This window comes from Serratia sp. NFX21 (genome assembly GCF_048517035.1).
In the GTDB taxonomy this organism is placed as follows: Bacteria; Pseudomonadota; Gammaproteobacteria; order Enterobacterales; family Enterobacteriaceae; genus Serratia; species Serratia quinivorans.
Window position 1 is genome coordinate 1,924,063 of the sequence record NZ_CP183196.1, and the last position, 14,292, is coordinate 1,938,354.

Here is a 14,292-nt window from a genome sequence, read left to right on the forward strand (position 1 = left end):
AATATAACATGTTCTGGTTCCTGTGTTACAAAGGTCATTGATAACGTAACAGTGATCCTTGTGCTAAAGAGAATGTATTTTACCGTTGCTATTTTATGTCGCCTGTTATCAGAGTGTGATGCTCGGTGAGCGTAAATTTAAGGACGGTTGGTTATACCGTTGCGGAAATATCATCTCAGTTTAAAAGAAAATGACTGATTATGTCGCCAAAGCCAAGCCGCTTAATCAATGGGAGCTGCGTTCCAAACTGTATTTTATCTGGCAGGCCAGTTCAGTCGTATTGCCGATTTCCGGTTATGGCGCCGGGGTTATCCCCGGCGCCGTTTTAGCTTAGATATTGCGTACCAGAATGTTGCTCGGTGGATGCAGACTGATGTTGATCTGTTTATCCGCCGCCGTTTGACGATAATCGTTGAGCATCGCGCGGATATCGTCGTCCAGATAATTAATCCCCTCGCAATCGATAATCACCGTGCTGTTGTGCTCAATCTGCCCCAGCAAATGCTTCAACCGCATCTTATTTAGGAAGGTCAGATTTTGCTGGCACTGCAGCAGGTAATGGTCGTCGTAGCGGGTCAGTCGCAGGGCGTGACGATTACTTTGGTACAGGCTCCACAGCAGTTGCGCGACCAGGCCGATGGCTATACCCGCCAGCATGCCAAACGCCAGAATACCGCCGAGGGTGGCAGCAAAGGGGACGAACTGTTGCAGTCCCTGACGCCACAGAGTGATAAAAATACGCGGGTGCGCTAACTTAAAACCGGTGTAGATCAGGATTGCAGCCAGACTGGCTAATGGAATGCTGTTGAGCAGTTCGGCAAACAGCAAGGCGCTGAGCAACAACAGCACGCCATGCAGCAGAATAGATACCCGGCTGCGTGCACCGGCCTGCACGTTGGCAGAGCTACGCACAATGACGGCGGTAATCGGCAGGCCGCCCAGCAGCCCGCTAATGCAGTTCCCCACCCCCTGCGCGCGCAATTCTTTATCGGGTGACGGTTCCGGCATCATCGGCGCCATCTTTTTCAACGCTTCCTGGCTCAGCAGGGTTTCCAGACTGGCAACAATCGCCAAAGTTATGGCTACCAGATAGACCGCCGGGTTACGCCATGCCTGCCAGTTGGGTAGCGAAAATTGCCCTTGCAGCGCTTCAACGCTGTCGACCGCCGGTAATTCAATTCGTGGCAGCGTGCCGATGGCGGGCCAAATCTTCTGGCCCAGCCAGACAAACAGACAACCCCACAGCACCGCGACCAGCGGGCCAGGCAATGCCGTCAGCCGCAGGCGTTGTTTGAGCGATGACTTCCCCCAAAAAACAATCAGTAGCAGTGCACCCAGCGTAAGCATGACCGCCGCTGGGGCAATATCCCCACGTAGTTGCTCGGTGGAGGGGGGTTCACTCAGACCATGCCCGGACGGATAGCCCATTGCCAGCGGCAACTGTTGCAGGATCAGTAAAATGCCGATGGCGGCCAACATGCCGTGGATCACGGCTCCGGGGATCAGTGCTGCCAGTTTGCCGCCGCGCAGCAGGCCGAAAGCCAGTTGCAGTATGCCGGCCAATAGCAGGGCGAATAAGAAGGTGGAAAAGTCACCCAGCGTCAACATGGCACCGGTGACAATGGTCACCAGTCCGGCGGCCGGGCCGCTGACCGAAAAGGGGGAAGGGCTGAGCAGGGTGACGACAATACCGCCGATCACTCCGGTCAATAGGCCCACGAACGGCGGTACGCCGCTGGCTTGTGCAATGCCCAGACTGAGCGGCAGGGCGACCAGAAACACCACCAGCCCGGCGGGCAGGTCAAAACGCAGATCGGCACGATTCATGTCACCCTCCCGGCAGCGTTGCGCTGTTCCAGTACGTTTAAAAATCCGGTATGCATGTCGTAAATACAACCGACCAGCGTCAACCCGGCATTGTGTCGCCAGGCGCGTTGTATTAACTGGGTTTTGCTGAGGGTATTGAGCTGGAGCTGTACGTTGGCGTGGGCTGCTTTATTCAGGTCGTCGTCATGGGTATCGGTCTCAGCCGGCAAATGTGGCTCCAGTTTGGCACGTAGCGAATTGAGACGGCGTGTGAGTGAGTCCTTACTGGGGGTGTTACGGCTGCTCAGGGCCGCCTGGATCCCACCGCAACCGTAATGCCCGCAAATCACGATGGCCCCGACCTCCAGATGTTCGACCGCGTATTGCACCACGCTCATCAAATTATCATCCTGCTCTTCGACCACGTTGGCGATATTGCGGTGTACAAACAGCTCGCCGGGTTGTGCACGCACAATAGTTTCGGCGGGAACCCGGCTGTCGGAGCAGCCAATCCACAGAATGTGCGGTTTCTGTGCCTGTGCCAACTGCGGGAAGAAATTGGGATCGCGGGATTGTTGCTGAGTTGCCCAACTGCGGTTTTTTACCAGCAGATGATTAATCGTTGTCATGAAAGCTCCTTGGGTCAGGGGATTTGGCAGCGAGAAAGTTCGGCGCTGACGTGCAGGCCGTCGCCACTAGCAAAAAACTTCTGTCCAAGGTTAGTCCAATCACTTTGCCAATGATAAGCAGTGTTTGTGTAAAGTTTTCTATATTAAGGTGGCCGGGTTGATGGTAAGGCTCTTTAATTCCATTATGTTATAAATATATGCCCATTATTTATTGGTTTTTAATTTTGCATTATTGATTTTTATTAGTGTTTAATTGTTGTTTTTGGTGAATGATTCAATTCATTATTCTTTTGTGTTTTTGTGTGAATAATCAGACAATCACATTGTTTAGTAACTAAATAATTTATTATATCCACAGGCTAATGATTTCTGATTAATCGTAAATGGGTATTCCATTATACGCATAGAGTTTAGGGTTAATTAATGAGATCCATTTTGGCATATCGCCATAATGCTATTTAGTGCACCTTTTTTGTTCGCCATTTGCCCACGGCTGGTGCAGGTTTTTACCGTTTTACTATAAGTTTTTCTTATATTTCATTGAAATCAGCCGATTAAAAATTGGCACGCCGGTTGCTCTATGAATCCCATCTTGTGTACCAGATGGAATTTTGCCAATGACTCAGTCCGTTAGCCTACGCGGTTTCACCCTCAGCGAATGGCAGCATCATTATCATACCCACCCGGCCGGCGAGCGCATGGCCTGCGTGCGTACCACGCTGGTTGCCTTGCTGGCCAATTTGCCAGCGGATGACAATGCCTGGCTGTACCTTGCCAGCGCTGAACAACTGGAGGGGCAGTACCAACAACTGACCCAACGGCTTGAAGCCGTCGCCGGGGACATCAGCCGCCTGCCGCTGTTTGGTGTGCCTTTTGCGGTTAAAGACAATATCGATGTCGGCGGTTGGCCGACTACCGCCGCCTGCCCGGAGTTTGCCTATCAGGCGACGGCAGATGCAGCCGTCGTCGCCAATCTGCGCGCCGCCGGTGCGCTGGTGATCGGTAAAACCAATCTCGATCAGTTCGCTACCGGCCTGGTCGGCACCCGTTCGCCGCACGGCGCAGTGGTGAACAGTTTCGACAGTCGCTATGTCAGCGGCGGCTCCAGCTCTGGCTCGGCCTCGGTGGTGGCGCGCGGCCTGACGCCGTTCTCATTGGGAACCGATACCGCCGGTTCAGGGCGCGTCCCGGCCGGATTCAACAATATTGTCGGCCTGAAACCGACCAAGGGCTGGCTGTCGAACCGTGGCGTGGTACCCGCCTGTCGGCTCAATGACACGGTGTCGGTATTCGCCCTGACGGTGGCAGACGCTGCGCTGGTGGCCGAACTGGCCGGCGGCTATGACGCTGCCGATGCCTATTCCCGCATCAATCCCCATACCGCCCCGGCGAGTCTTCCCGCGGCCCCCCGCTTTGCGGTACCGGCACAGCTCGAATTTTTCGGCGATACCCAGGCCGAGCAGGCATTTCAACGGGCGCTGGAGCAGCTGCAAGGCTGCGGCGTAACGTTGGAAACCCTCGATTTTACCCCGTTCCGCGTTCTGGCGGATCAGCTCTATTACGGCCCCTGGGTGGCGGAACGCACCGTGGCGGTAGAGAAGATATTGAGTGCCAATCCACAGGCGATTAATCCGGTGGTGCGCGGCATCGTCAATAACGGCCTGAAGTACAGCGCCTGTGACGCCTACAAAGCGGAATATCTGCGTGCCGAGCTGGCGCGGCAGATTGAACAACGGCTGGCTCCCTTCGACGCACTGGTGGTGCCGACCTCACCGACCATTCGCACACTGGCGGAAATGGAGCAGGAGCCGGTGTTGTTCAACTCGCAGTTTGGCACCTACACCAATTTCACCAACCTGGCCGATCTGAGCGCGCTGGCACTGCCTGCGCCGATGCGCGACGACGGCCTGCCTGCCGGTATCACGCTGGTGGCTCCGGCCTGGCACGATCGGGCGCTGGCGGCCTTCGGTCTGCGCTGGCAACAGGCTCAGGCTCTGCCGTTGGGTGCGACCGGTCGCGCGCTACCGCCGCTGAATTCACTGACGCCGTCGGCTCAGCACGTGCAGGTAGCTGTAGTCGGCGCTCACCTCAGCGGGATGCCGCTGAATTTCCAGCTCACTCAGCGTGCCGCGATTTTGCTGGAGCAAACCACCACCGCACCCTGCTACCGGCTGTACGCGCTGGCCAATACTCAGCCGCCAAAACCGGGGCTGGTCAAAACCGAGCAGGGGGCCGCAATCCGCGTGGAACTGTGGGAAATCCCGCTGGCGCGTTTTGGCGAATTGGTGGCGGAGATCCCGGCGCCGCTGGGTATCGGCACGCTGTTACTGGCGGATGGTCGCCGGGTGAAAGGCTTTATCTGCGAACCCTGGGCGCTGCAGGGGGCCACGGATATCACTGAATTTGGCGGCTGGCGCAATTATGTCGCCAGCCTGAAGGGGGCTTGATCATGTTTTCTACCGTACTGATTGCCAACCGCGGCGAAATTGCCTGCCGCGCCATCCGCACCCTGAAACGCCTGGGAGTGACCAGCGTGGCGGTTTATTCCGACGCCGACCGCAATGCACCGCACGTCACCGCAGCCGATTTGGCGGTGTCGCTGGGCGGTGAAAAACCCAGCGACAGCTACCTGTGTATCGACAAGATCCTGGCGGCGGCGGCAGAAACCGGCGCGCAGGCGATCTACCCCGGCTACGGGTTCCTTTCCGAGAGCGCTGAGTTTGCCGACGCCTGCGAAGCGGCGGGCATCGCTTTTATCGGCCCGACGGCGGCACAAATTCGCGAGTTCGGCCTGAAACACCGGGCGCGTGAGCTGGCGGCGCTGGCGCAGGTGCCGATGACGCCGGGCACTGGCCTGCTGGACAGCGTTGAGCAGGCGGTCAACGCCGCCAGACAGATTGGCTATCCGGTGATGTTGAAAAGCACCGCCGGGGGTGGCGGTATCGGCCTGACGCGCTGCGATGACGAAGCCGCCCTGCGTGAAGCCTACGACAGCGTGAAACGGCTGGGTGAGCAGTTCTTCCGCGATTCTGGGGCCTTTATCGAGCGCTTTGTCGATCAGGCCCGTCATGTCGAAGTGCAGATCTTTGGTGATGGCCAGGGCTGGGTGGTGGCCCTCGGCGAACGCGACTGCTCATTGCAGCGCCGCAACCAGAAAGTGGTGGAAGAGACCCCGGCACCGAACCTGCCGACGGCCACCCGTCAGGCGCTGCATCAGGCGGCGGTGGCACTGGGGGCGTCGGTTAATTATCGCAGCGCCGGCACCGTGGAGTTTATCTACGACGCCGCGCGCGACGAGTTTTATTTCCTCGAAGTGAACACCCGTCTGCAGGTGGAGCATCCGGTGACTGAAAGTGTGACCGGGCTGGACCTGATCGAATGCATGCTGCAGGTGGCGGCGGGGGATGCGCTGGACTGGGCGGCGCTGCAACGCCCACCGCAGGGGGCATCGATTGAGGTGCGTATCTATGCCGAAGATCCGCTGAAAAACTTCCAGCCCAGCCCGGGCGTACTGACCGAGGTGCATTTCCCTGATGGGGTACGGGTGGACGGTTGGGTCGCCACCGGCAGTGAAGTGTCGGCATTTTACGACCCGATGATCGCCAAGTTGATTGTTCACGGCGAGGATCGCCGACAGGCGCTGGAGAAAATGCGCCTGGCGCTGGATGCCACCCGGCTGCACGGCATCGCGACGAATCTGGATTACCTGCGGCAGGTGATTGCCACCGCGGAGTTCCAGACCGGTAGCGTGTGGACCCGCATGCTGGACAGTTTCCGCTTCCAGCCCAGCAGTATCGAAGTGCTGCAACCGGGCACTTACAGCAGCGTGCAGGATTATCCCGGCCGCGTCGGCTATTGGGATATTGGCGTGCCGCCGTCCGGGCCGATGGACGACTTTGCTTTCCGGCTGGCCAACCGCATTGTCGGCAATCATCCCAGCGCCGCCGGACTGGAGTTTACCCTGCAGGGGCCAACCCTGCGTTTCCATTGCGACGCCACTGTTGCGCTGACCGGTGCGGACTGCCCGGCAGATTTGGATGGCGAAGCGCTAAATTACTGGCAGCCGGTGGCGGTTCGGGCCGGGCAGGTACTGACGATGGGCCGCGCCCGGCACGGATGCCGCACCTATCTGGCGGTGCGCAATGGTTTTGACGTGCCGGTGTATCTGGGCAGCCGTTCGACCTTTGCCCTGGGGCAGTTTGGCGGTCACGCCGGACGGACCCTGCGGGTGGCGGATATGTTGGCGGTGTCGCAACCAGCATTGGCCGCGACCACCACGCCGGCACCGATTGCCGCGCCGCAGGCGATGGATGAAAGCCTGATCCCAGAGTACGGCAATCTGTGGAACATCGGCGTGCTGTATGGGCCGCACGGCGCACCGGACTTCTTTACCCCGGAGTCGATCGACCGTTTCTTCGCCACTGAATGGCAGGTGCATTACAACTCCAACCGGCTGGGGGTGCGCCTGTCCGGGCCAAAACCGGAGTGGGCGCGGCAGGACGGCGGCGAGGCAGGGCTGCATCCGTCCAACGTACACGACTGTGAATACGCCATCGGTGCCATTAACTTCACCGGTGATTTTCCGGTGATCCTCACCCGTGACGGCCCGAGCCTCGGTGGTTTCGTCTGCCCGGTGACCATCGCCAGGGCCGAGCTGTGGAAGGTCGGCCAGGTGAAACCAGGCGATCGCATTCGCTTCCATCCGATTGGTTTCAAACAGGCGCAATCGCTGGAACAGGCGCAGCTTGGCAGTATCGAAGCGCTGGCGGCGGTGAAGGCCATCACCTTGCCGGCACCGGATCTGACGCCGGGTGCCACGGTTTCTGCCGCTATCCTGGCGGCACTGCCGGCGACCGACAGCCGCCCGGCAGTGGTCTATCGCCAGGCCGGTGACGGCTACATTTTGCTGGAATATGGCGACAACGTGCTCAGTCTGGCGCTGCGACTACGCATTCATCTGCTGATGCAGTCGCTCAAGCAGGACGCGATCCCCGGCGTCGAGGAGCTGGCACCCGGCGTGCGATCGCTGCAGATCCGCTATGACAGCCGCGTTCTGGGCCAGGCCGATTTATTGGCGCGCTTGCTGGCACGCGAACAGGCATTGGGCGATGTCAGCCAACTGAAGGTGCCGACGCGCACGGTTTACCTGCCAATGGCGTTTGAAGACTCCGCCACTCTGGGGGCGGTGGAACGCTATCAACAGACGGTGCGTTCGTCCGCGCCCTGGCTGCCAAACAACGTCGATTTTATTCAACGTATCAACGGGCTCAGCACGCGTGAGCAGGTGCGCGACATCATTTTTGATGCCAGTTACCTGATCCTCGGGCTGGGCGATGTTTACCTCGGCGCACCCTGCGCGGTACCGATTGACCCGCGTCACCGGCTACTCAGTTCCAAATATAACCCGGCGCGTACCCATACCGCCGAAGGCACGGTCGGCATCGGCGGCATGTACATGTGCATCTATGGCATGGACTCACCGGGGGGCTACCAGTTGGTCGGGCGCACGCTGCCGATCTGGAACAAATTCCTCAAAAATCCGCAGTTCAGCGCCGGTGAACCCTGGCTGCTGCACTTCTTTGATCAGGTGCGTTTCTATCCGGTCAGCGAACAGGAGCTGGATGAGCAGCGCGAGGCGTTCCGCGAAGGGCGCGCGCAGGTCCGTATTGAGGACAGCGAGTTTGATTTTGCCGAATACAGCCGTTTCCTGGCGGACAACGCCGAAGATATCAGCGCCTTCCAGCAGCGCCAGCAGCAGGCGTTCAGCCATGAAGTGACGCGCTGGCAGGAAGAGGAGGGCGAAGCCGAGGCCCAGTTGCTGCCGCCACAGGACGATGAAGAAGAGGTTGATGGTTATCTGGTCAGCGCCGACCTGAACGGCAGCGTGTGGAAGATCCTGGTGACGCCAGGGCAGCAGGTCGAAGCCGGCCAGCCACTGATCGTGGTGGAGGCAATGAAAATGGAGCTGGCGGTCACCGCGCCGCGCGCCGGGATCATCAAACGCATCAGTTGTCAGCAGGGGCGGTCGGTCGGGCCGGGCGACGCCCTGCTGTGGCTGGAGCACGCCAGTTAACCCTGTTTAATTGTCGGGGCGCGGCAGGCTGCGCCCGCAGAGAGGAATGCGATGCAAATCACCAATAACCGCAACAAGGCACGGCCGGAGGGGCTGGCGGAGCGCATCTACCTGCAGCTCAAGGACGATATTTTTGATTTTCAGCTGCTGCCGGGCGATCGCTTTAGCGAAAACGAAGTGGCGCTGCGCATGGACGTCAGCCGCACGCCGGTACGTCAGGCTTTGTTTTGGCTGGAGCGCGAGGGGTATGTCGAAGTGCATTTCCGTAGCGGTTGGCAGGTGCGACCGTTCGATTTTGCCTACTTCGAGGAGCTGTATGACCTGCGTATCGTGCTGGAGTGTGAGGCGGTTAAACGGCTGTGCGCGCGGCCAATGGATGAAGTGTCGTTGCCACTGGAGGCGCTCGGCAGTTTCTGGATCGACGAGCCACGGTTGGAAGACGGCAAAACCGTTTCGCTGCACGACGAACAGTTCCATATGGCGCTGGTGGCGGCGGCGGGCAACGGCGAAATGGCACGCATTCATCGCGACCTGACCGAGAAAATTCGCATCATTCGTCGGCTGGACTTCACCCAGGGCAGCCGGGTGGAGGCGACCTATAACGAACACGCCGCCATTTTGCGGGCGATCCTGCAACAGCAAACCGGGGAGGCGCAAACGCTGCTCAGTAACCATATTGCCGTCAGTAAGGCTGAGGTCAGAAAAATAACCCTGCATATGTTGCATCAAGCCCGCCTCCAGCTACCAGACAGTCCTACGTGAGTTTTTCTGAACCTGTTTTCCAACACACATCAGGAGTTTGAACTATGCAACGTCGTCACTTTATAAAAGCTTTCGCGCTGTCTGCCAGCATGGTCGGTATGGGGATGGCCTGGAGCGTGCAGGCTGCCGATACCATCAAGGTCGGCATCCTGAGTTCGCTGTCCGGCACCATGGCCATTTCTGAAACGCCGCTCAAGGACGTGGCACTGATGACCATTGATGACATCAATGCCAAGGGCGGCGTATTGGGTAAAAAACTCGAACCTGTGGTGGTGGATCCCGCCTCCAACTGGCCGCTGTTCGCCGAAAAGGCGCGTCAGTTGCTGAGCCAGGACAAGGTGGCGGCAGTGTTTGGCTGCTGGACTTCGGTATCGCGTAAATCCGTGTTGCCGGTGTTTGAAGAGTTGAACGGTTTGCTGTTCTACCCGGTGCAATACGAAGGGGAAGAGATGTCGCCCAATGTGTTCTATACCGGTGCGGCCCCTAATCAGCAGGCGATCCCGGCGGTGGAATACCTGCTGAGCGAAGACGGCGGATCGGCGAAACGCTTCTTCCTGCTGGGCACTGACTACGTTTATCCGCGTACCACCAACAAGATCCTGCGTGCCTTCCTGCACTCGAAAGGCATTCAGGATAAAGACATCGAAGAGGTCTATACGCCGTTTGGTTACAGCGACTACCAGACCATTGTCGCCAACATCAAGAAATTCTCTGCCGGTGGCAAAACGGCGGTGATCTCCACCATCAACGGTGATTCCAACGTCCCCTTCTACAAAGAGCTGGCCAATCAGGGCATCAAGGCCACCGACGTGCCGGTGATCGCCTTCTCGGTAGGGGAAGAAGAGCTGCGCGGCATCGACACCAAACCGCTGGTGGGTAACCTGGCGGCCTGGAACTACTTCGAATCGGTGGATAACCCGACCAACAAGCAGTTCGTCAGCGAATGGCGCGCTTATGCCAAGGCGCACAACCTGCCGAACTACGCTACCGCCGTGACCAATGACCCGATGGAGGCCACCTATGTCGGCATCCACATGTGGGCGCAGGCGGTCGAGAAGGCCGGTACCACTGACGTTGACAAGGTTCGTGCGGCGATGGCCGGGCAGACCTTCGCCGCGCCGTCGGGCTTTACCCTGACTATGGATGCTACCAACCATCACCTGCACAAACCGGTGATGATTGGCGAGATTGAAGGCAACGGCCAGTTCAACGTGGTGTGGCAAACCGATGCTCCGGTACGCGCCCAGCCGTGGAGCCCGTACATTGCCGGCAACGACAAAAAGTCGGAAAGCCCGGTAAAAGGCGGCAAGTAACACCTAATGCCGGTCAGTTAAGCAAAGTTCTAAAAATGTATGACGTTGTTTAAGTGGGCGTCCCCCTCTCCCGAGGGAGAGGGCCGGGGTGAGGGGCTAGTGTCGGAGTGCATCCCCTCACCCTAACCCTCTCCCAAAGGAGAGGGAACATGATCACCTTAACTGACAAGCATTAGGCAAGAATGCCCGGCCCCGTTACGGCGGGGGCTGACTGAGCCATGCCCTATTGCGACGAGACATCTGATGAAACTTTTATCTTTAAGCCATCTCAGGCATCTGTGGTTATTGCTGTGCTGCCTGCCCATGTTCGCGCAGGCGGGGCTGGCCGATGATTTTGCTGCGGCCAACCGTACGCAGCAGGCCAAATTATTGCAGGCGTGGGCGAGCGCGCCGGACGCTGCGCGTTTGCCGTTACTGCAGGCGTTAAAGCAGGAAAACCTGATGATCGACGAGGCCAAACATGCCTTTATCCAGCAGGGCGATCGCTATCAGCCACTGGAGGGTGGCGCTGCCCCGGTCGGTACGCCGAAGAAGCTTTGGCTGAATAACCGGCTGCGGATCCTGATTGCCAACGCGTTGTCGGCACAGCAGCTAGTCAGTGAAGATCCGGCGCTGCGTTTACAGGCGGCGCAGGCCCTGCAGCAGGAGGCGAAAAACAGCCAGTTACCGCTGTTGACCCAGCGCCTGGCGCAGGAAAAAGACGACCGGGTGCATGAGGCGTTGAGCATCGCGCTGGCCAATCTGCAACTGGGCGACGCCGATGCCAAAGTGCGCCTCAATGCTGTGCGGCTGCTCGGCAATTCGGGTGCGCCGGAAACCCAGACGCGGCTGCAGGCGATGACCGACGCCGCTCATGAACCGGACGCCGCCGTGCGAGCCGAGGCGTTGAAAAGCCTGACCAGCGTGAAACACCGGCTGATGATCGGCGATCTGATTGGCCAGGCGTTTACCGGCCTGTCGCTTGGCTCGATCCTGCTGTTGGCGGCGCTTGGGTTGGCGATCACCTACGGCCTGCTGGGGGTGATCAACATGGCGCACGGCGAAATGCTGATGCTCGGTGCCTACTCGGCCTATCTGGTGCAGGGGCTGTTTCAGCAGTTTGCGCCGCAGTGGCTGGCACTGTATCCGCTGGTGGCGTTGCCGGTGGCGTTTGGCATCACCGCCTGCATAGGTATGGCGCTGGAGCGGACGGTGATCCGCCATCTGTATGGGCGGCCGCTGGAAACCCTGCTGGCGACCTGGGGCATCAGCCTGGTGCTGATCCAATGTGTTCGGGTGCTATTTGGCGCGCAAAACGTGGAGGTTGCCAACCCGGCCTGGCTGTCGGGCGGCATTCAGTTACTGCCCAATCTGGTGCTGCCGTGGAACCGGATCGCGGTGATCCTGTTTGTGGTGCTGGTACTGGTGCTCACCTGGCTGCTGCTGAACAAAACCCGCTTGGGTATGAACGTGCGCGCCGTGACGCAAAACCGTGCGATGGCCGCCTGCTGCGGCGTACCCACCGGCCGCGTCGATATGCTGGCGTTCGGCCTGGGTTCCGGCATTGCCGGGCTGGGCGGAGTGGCGTTGTCGCAGCTGGGCAACGTCGGGCCGGAGCTGGGCCAGGGTTATATCATCGACTCGTTCCTGGTAGTGGTGCTCGGCGGCGTTGGCCAACTGGCCGGGACCGTGGTGGCGGCCTTTGGCCTGGGTATTCTTAACAAAATCCTTGAACCGCAGATTGGGGCCGTGCTGGGTAAAATCCTGATCCTGGCGCTGATCGTGTTGTTTATTCAAAAACGTCCTCAGGGACTGTTCGCCTTCAAGGGCAGGGTGATTGACTGATGAGCCAACCATTGACTGTAACCGGCCTGCAGAAGGCACCCCGACTGGCGCTGGGCATCGGCGGGCTGGCGTTGCTGGTACTGTTGATCATGCCGTTTCTGGCATTGTTGCCGGCAGACCATCCGCTGGCGATCTCCACTTACACCCTGACGCTGGTGGGTAAAATTTTGTGTTATGCAGTAGTGGCGGTGGCGCTTGATCTGGTATGGGGTTACGCCGGGCTGCTGTCGTTGGGGCACGGGCTGTTTTTCGCCCTCGGCGGCTACGCCATGGGCATGTACCTGATGCGCCAGGCGGCGGGCGATGGCCTGCCGGCGTTTATGTCGTTTCTTTCGTGGAATGAATTGCCGTGGTTCTGGAGCGGCACCCAGTACTTCGCCTGGGCGCTGTGTTTGATCGTGTTGGTGCCCGGCGTGCTGGCCTTTGTCTTCGGTTACTTCGCCTTCCGCTCAAAGATCAAAGGGGTGTATTTCTCCATCATGACTCAGGCGTTGACCTACGCCGGTATGCTGCTGTTCTTTCGTAACGAAACCGGCTTTGGTGGCAACAATGGCTTTACCGGTTTCACCACCCTGCTGGGCTTTCCGATCACCGCCACCGGCACGCGGGTGGCGCTGTTCGTGACGACGGTGCTGCTGCTGGCCGTCAGTCTGGCAATCGGCTTTGCTCTGGCACGCAGCAAATTCGGCCGGGTGCTAACGGCGGTGCGCGATGCGGAAAACCGCCTGACGTTCTGCGGCTACGATCCGAAAGGCTTCAAACTGTTTGTCTGGACGCTATCGGCGGTGCTATGCGGGCTGGCCGGGGCGCTGTATGTGCCGCAGGTGGGCATTATCAACCCGGGCGAAATGTCGCCGACCAACTCGATCGAAGCCGCCATCTGGGTGGCGCTCGGCGGACGCGGCACGCTGGTGGGGCCGCTGCTGGGGGCGGGTATCGTCAACGGCGCCAAGAGCTGGTTCACCATGGCCATTCCGGAATACTGGCAGTTCTTTCTTGGCCTGATGTTTATCATCGTTACGCTGTTCCTGCCGAAAGGGGTTATCGGCCTGCTGCGCAGAGGGAAATCACAATGAATTCGCTGCAAATGACCGACGAACTGTTCACCCAGCCGCTACCGGCCGATAAATATCGCCAGCAAACCGATCCGGTGTTACTGCTCGACAAGATCAACGTCAGTTTTGACGGTTTTCGTGCACTGAGCGATCTGTCGTTGCAGATCGGTGTGGGTGAACTGCGCTGCGTGATCGGGCCAAACGGCGCGGGGAAAACCACGCTGATGGATGTGATCACCGGCAAAACCCGGCCGGACAGCGGCAGGGTGTTTTACGATCAAACCGTCGATCTGACCGCGCTGGATCCGATGCAGATCGCCCAGGCCGGCATCGGTCGCAAGTTCCAAAAGCCCACGGTGTTTGAGGCGCTGACGGTGTTCGAAAATCTGGAGATCGCCCAGAAAACTCAGAAGTCGGTATGGGCCTGCCTGCGAGCCAAACTGAGCAGCGAACAATGCGACCGTATCGATGAAATGCTGAAAACCCTGCGGCTGGGCCATGAACGCTATCGTCCCGCCGGGTTATTGTCCCACGGGCAAAAACAGTTTCTCGAAATTGGCATGCTATTGGTGCAGGAACCGCACCTGCTGCTGCTCGATGAACCGGCGGCCGGTATGACCGACGCGGAAACCGAGTACACCGCCGAACTGTTCCGCTCGCTGGCGGGCAAGCATTCGCTGATGGTGGTGGAGCACGACATGGGGTTTGTCGAAACCATTGCCGACCACGTCACGGTGCTGCATCAGGGCCAGGTGTTGGCGGAAGGCTCATTGGCGCAGGTACAGGCCGACGAGCAGGTGATCGAAGTGTATTTAGGGCGCTAGGAGCAG

At 59.0% G+C, this 14,292-nt stretch carries 9 protein-coding genes; 7 read left to right on the forward strand and 2 right to left on the reverse strand.

Translation table 11 applies throughout. The features are described from left to right. Positions 1-330: 330 nt before the first annotated feature. Together ACNT1W_RS09160 and ACNT1W_RS09165 are read right to left on the reverse strand one after the other, a co-directional pair. Entirely contained in the window at positions 331-1,827 is a 1,497-nt protein-coding gene (locus ACNT1W_RS09160) for a SulP family inorganic anion transporter (RefSeq protein WP_261413144.1), read from the reverse strand. Continuing rightward, the gene (locus ACNT1W_RS09165; RefSeq protein WP_115182978.1) at positions 1,824-2,435 is read right to left on the reverse strand and encodes a carbonic anhydrase; all 612 of its coding nucleotides are present in this window, start codon (positions 2,433-2,435) and stop codon (positions 1,824-1,826) included. Before ACNT1W_RS09165 ends, ACNT1W_RS09160 begins: the two co-directional genes overlap by 4 nt. A gap of 617 nt (positions 2,436-3,052) precedes the next feature. Here ACNT1W_RS09165 and atzF point away from each other — a divergent pair. The 7 genes from atzF to urtD all read left to right on the forward strand — a co-directional run bounded on the left by atzF (position 3,053) and on the right by urtD (position 14,286). Then, positions 3,053-4,882 (forward strand): allophanate hydrolase, encoded by a 1,830-nt coding sequence (gene atzF / locus ACNT1W_RS09170; RefSeq protein ID WP_419246675.1) that lies wholly within the window; start codon positions 3,053-3,055, stop codon positions 4,880-4,882. A 2-nt stretch (positions 4,883-4,884) separates the two neighbouring features. Beyond that, a complete protein-coding gene (uca, locus tag ACNT1W_RS09175; protein ID WP_419246676.1) occupies positions 4,885-8,508 on the forward strand; it encodes an urea carboxylase in 3,624 nt (1,207 codons plus the stop codon). A 51-nt stretch (positions 8,509-8,559) separates the two neighbouring features. Then, positions 8,560-9,270 carry a GntR family transcriptional regulator gene (locus tag ACNT1W_RS09180; protein ID WP_218215752.1) on the forward strand — a complete coding sequence of 237 codons (711 nt, stop codon included), beginning with the start codon at positions 8,560-8,562 and terminating at the stop codon, positions 9,268-9,270. A gap of 44 nt (positions 9,271-9,314) precedes the next feature. Next, a complete protein-coding gene (gene urtA / locus ACNT1W_RS09185; RefSeq protein WP_261098908.1) occupies positions 9,315-10,583 on the forward strand; it encodes an urea ABC transporter substrate-binding protein in 1,269 nt (422 codons plus the stop codon). A 303-nt stretch (positions 10,584-10,886) separates the two neighbouring features. Continuing rightward, positions 10,887-12,407, forward strand: a complete 1,521-nt coding sequence (gene urtB, locus ACNT1W_RS09190; RefSeq protein ID WP_419246860.1) for an urea ABC transporter permease subunit UrtB — start codon at positions 10,887-10,889, stop codon at positions 12,405-12,407. Continuing rightward, on the forward strand, positions 12,407-13,483 hold the full coding sequence (gene urtC / locus ACNT1W_RS09195; RefSeq protein WP_419246677.1) for an urea ABC transporter permease subunit UrtC: 1,077 nt from the start codon (positions 12,407-12,409) through the stop codon (positions 13,481-13,483). The genes urtB and urtC overlap by 1 nt, the downstream gene beginning before the upstream one ends. Beyond that, positions 13,480-14,286, forward strand: a complete 807-nt coding sequence (gene urtD / locus ACNT1W_RS09200; RefSeq protein ID WP_419246678.1) for an urea ABC transporter ATP-binding protein UrtD — start codon at positions 13,480-13,482, stop codon at positions 14,284-14,286. Before urtC ends, urtD begins: the two co-directional genes overlap by 4 nt. Positions 14,287-14,292: the final 6 nt, after the last annotated feature.

Excerpts from the sequence above, each read along its gene's own strand:
- ACNT1W_RS09160 (WP_261413144.1), bottom strand. The coding sequence starts at position 1,827 with ATGAATCGTGCCGATCTGCGTTTTGACCTGCCCGCCGGGCTGGTGGTG.
- ACNT1W_RS09165 (WP_115182978.1), bottom strand. The coding sequence starts at position 2,435 with ATGACAACGATTAATCATCTGCTGGTAAAAAACCGCAGTTGGGCAACT.
- atzF (WP_419246675.1), top strand. The coding sequence starts at position 3,053 with ATGACTCAGTCCGTTAGCCTACGCGGTTTCACCCTCAGCGAATGGCAG.
- uca (WP_419246676.1), top strand. The coding sequence starts at position 4,885 with ATGTTTTCTACCGTACTGATTGCCAACCGCGGCGAAATTGCCTGCCGC.
- ACNT1W_RS09180 (WP_218215752.1), top strand. The coding sequence starts at position 8,560 with ATGCAAATCACCAATAACCGCAACAAGGCACGGCCGGAGGGGCTGGCG.
- urtA (WP_261098908.1), top strand. The coding sequence starts at position 9,315 with ATGCAACGTCGTCACTTTATAAAAGCTTTCGCGCTGTCTGCCAGCATG.
- urtB (WP_419246860.1), top strand. The coding sequence starts at position 10,887 with ATGTTCGCGCAGGCGGGGCTGGCCGATGATTTTGCTGCGGCCAACCGT.
- urtC (WP_419246677.1), top strand. The coding sequence starts at position 12,407 with ATGAGCCAACCATTGACTGTAACCGGCCTGCAGAAGGCACCCCGACTG.
- urtD (WP_419246678.1), top strand. The coding sequence starts at position 13,480 with ATGAATTCGCTGCAAATGACCGACGAACTGTTCACCCAGCCGCTACCG.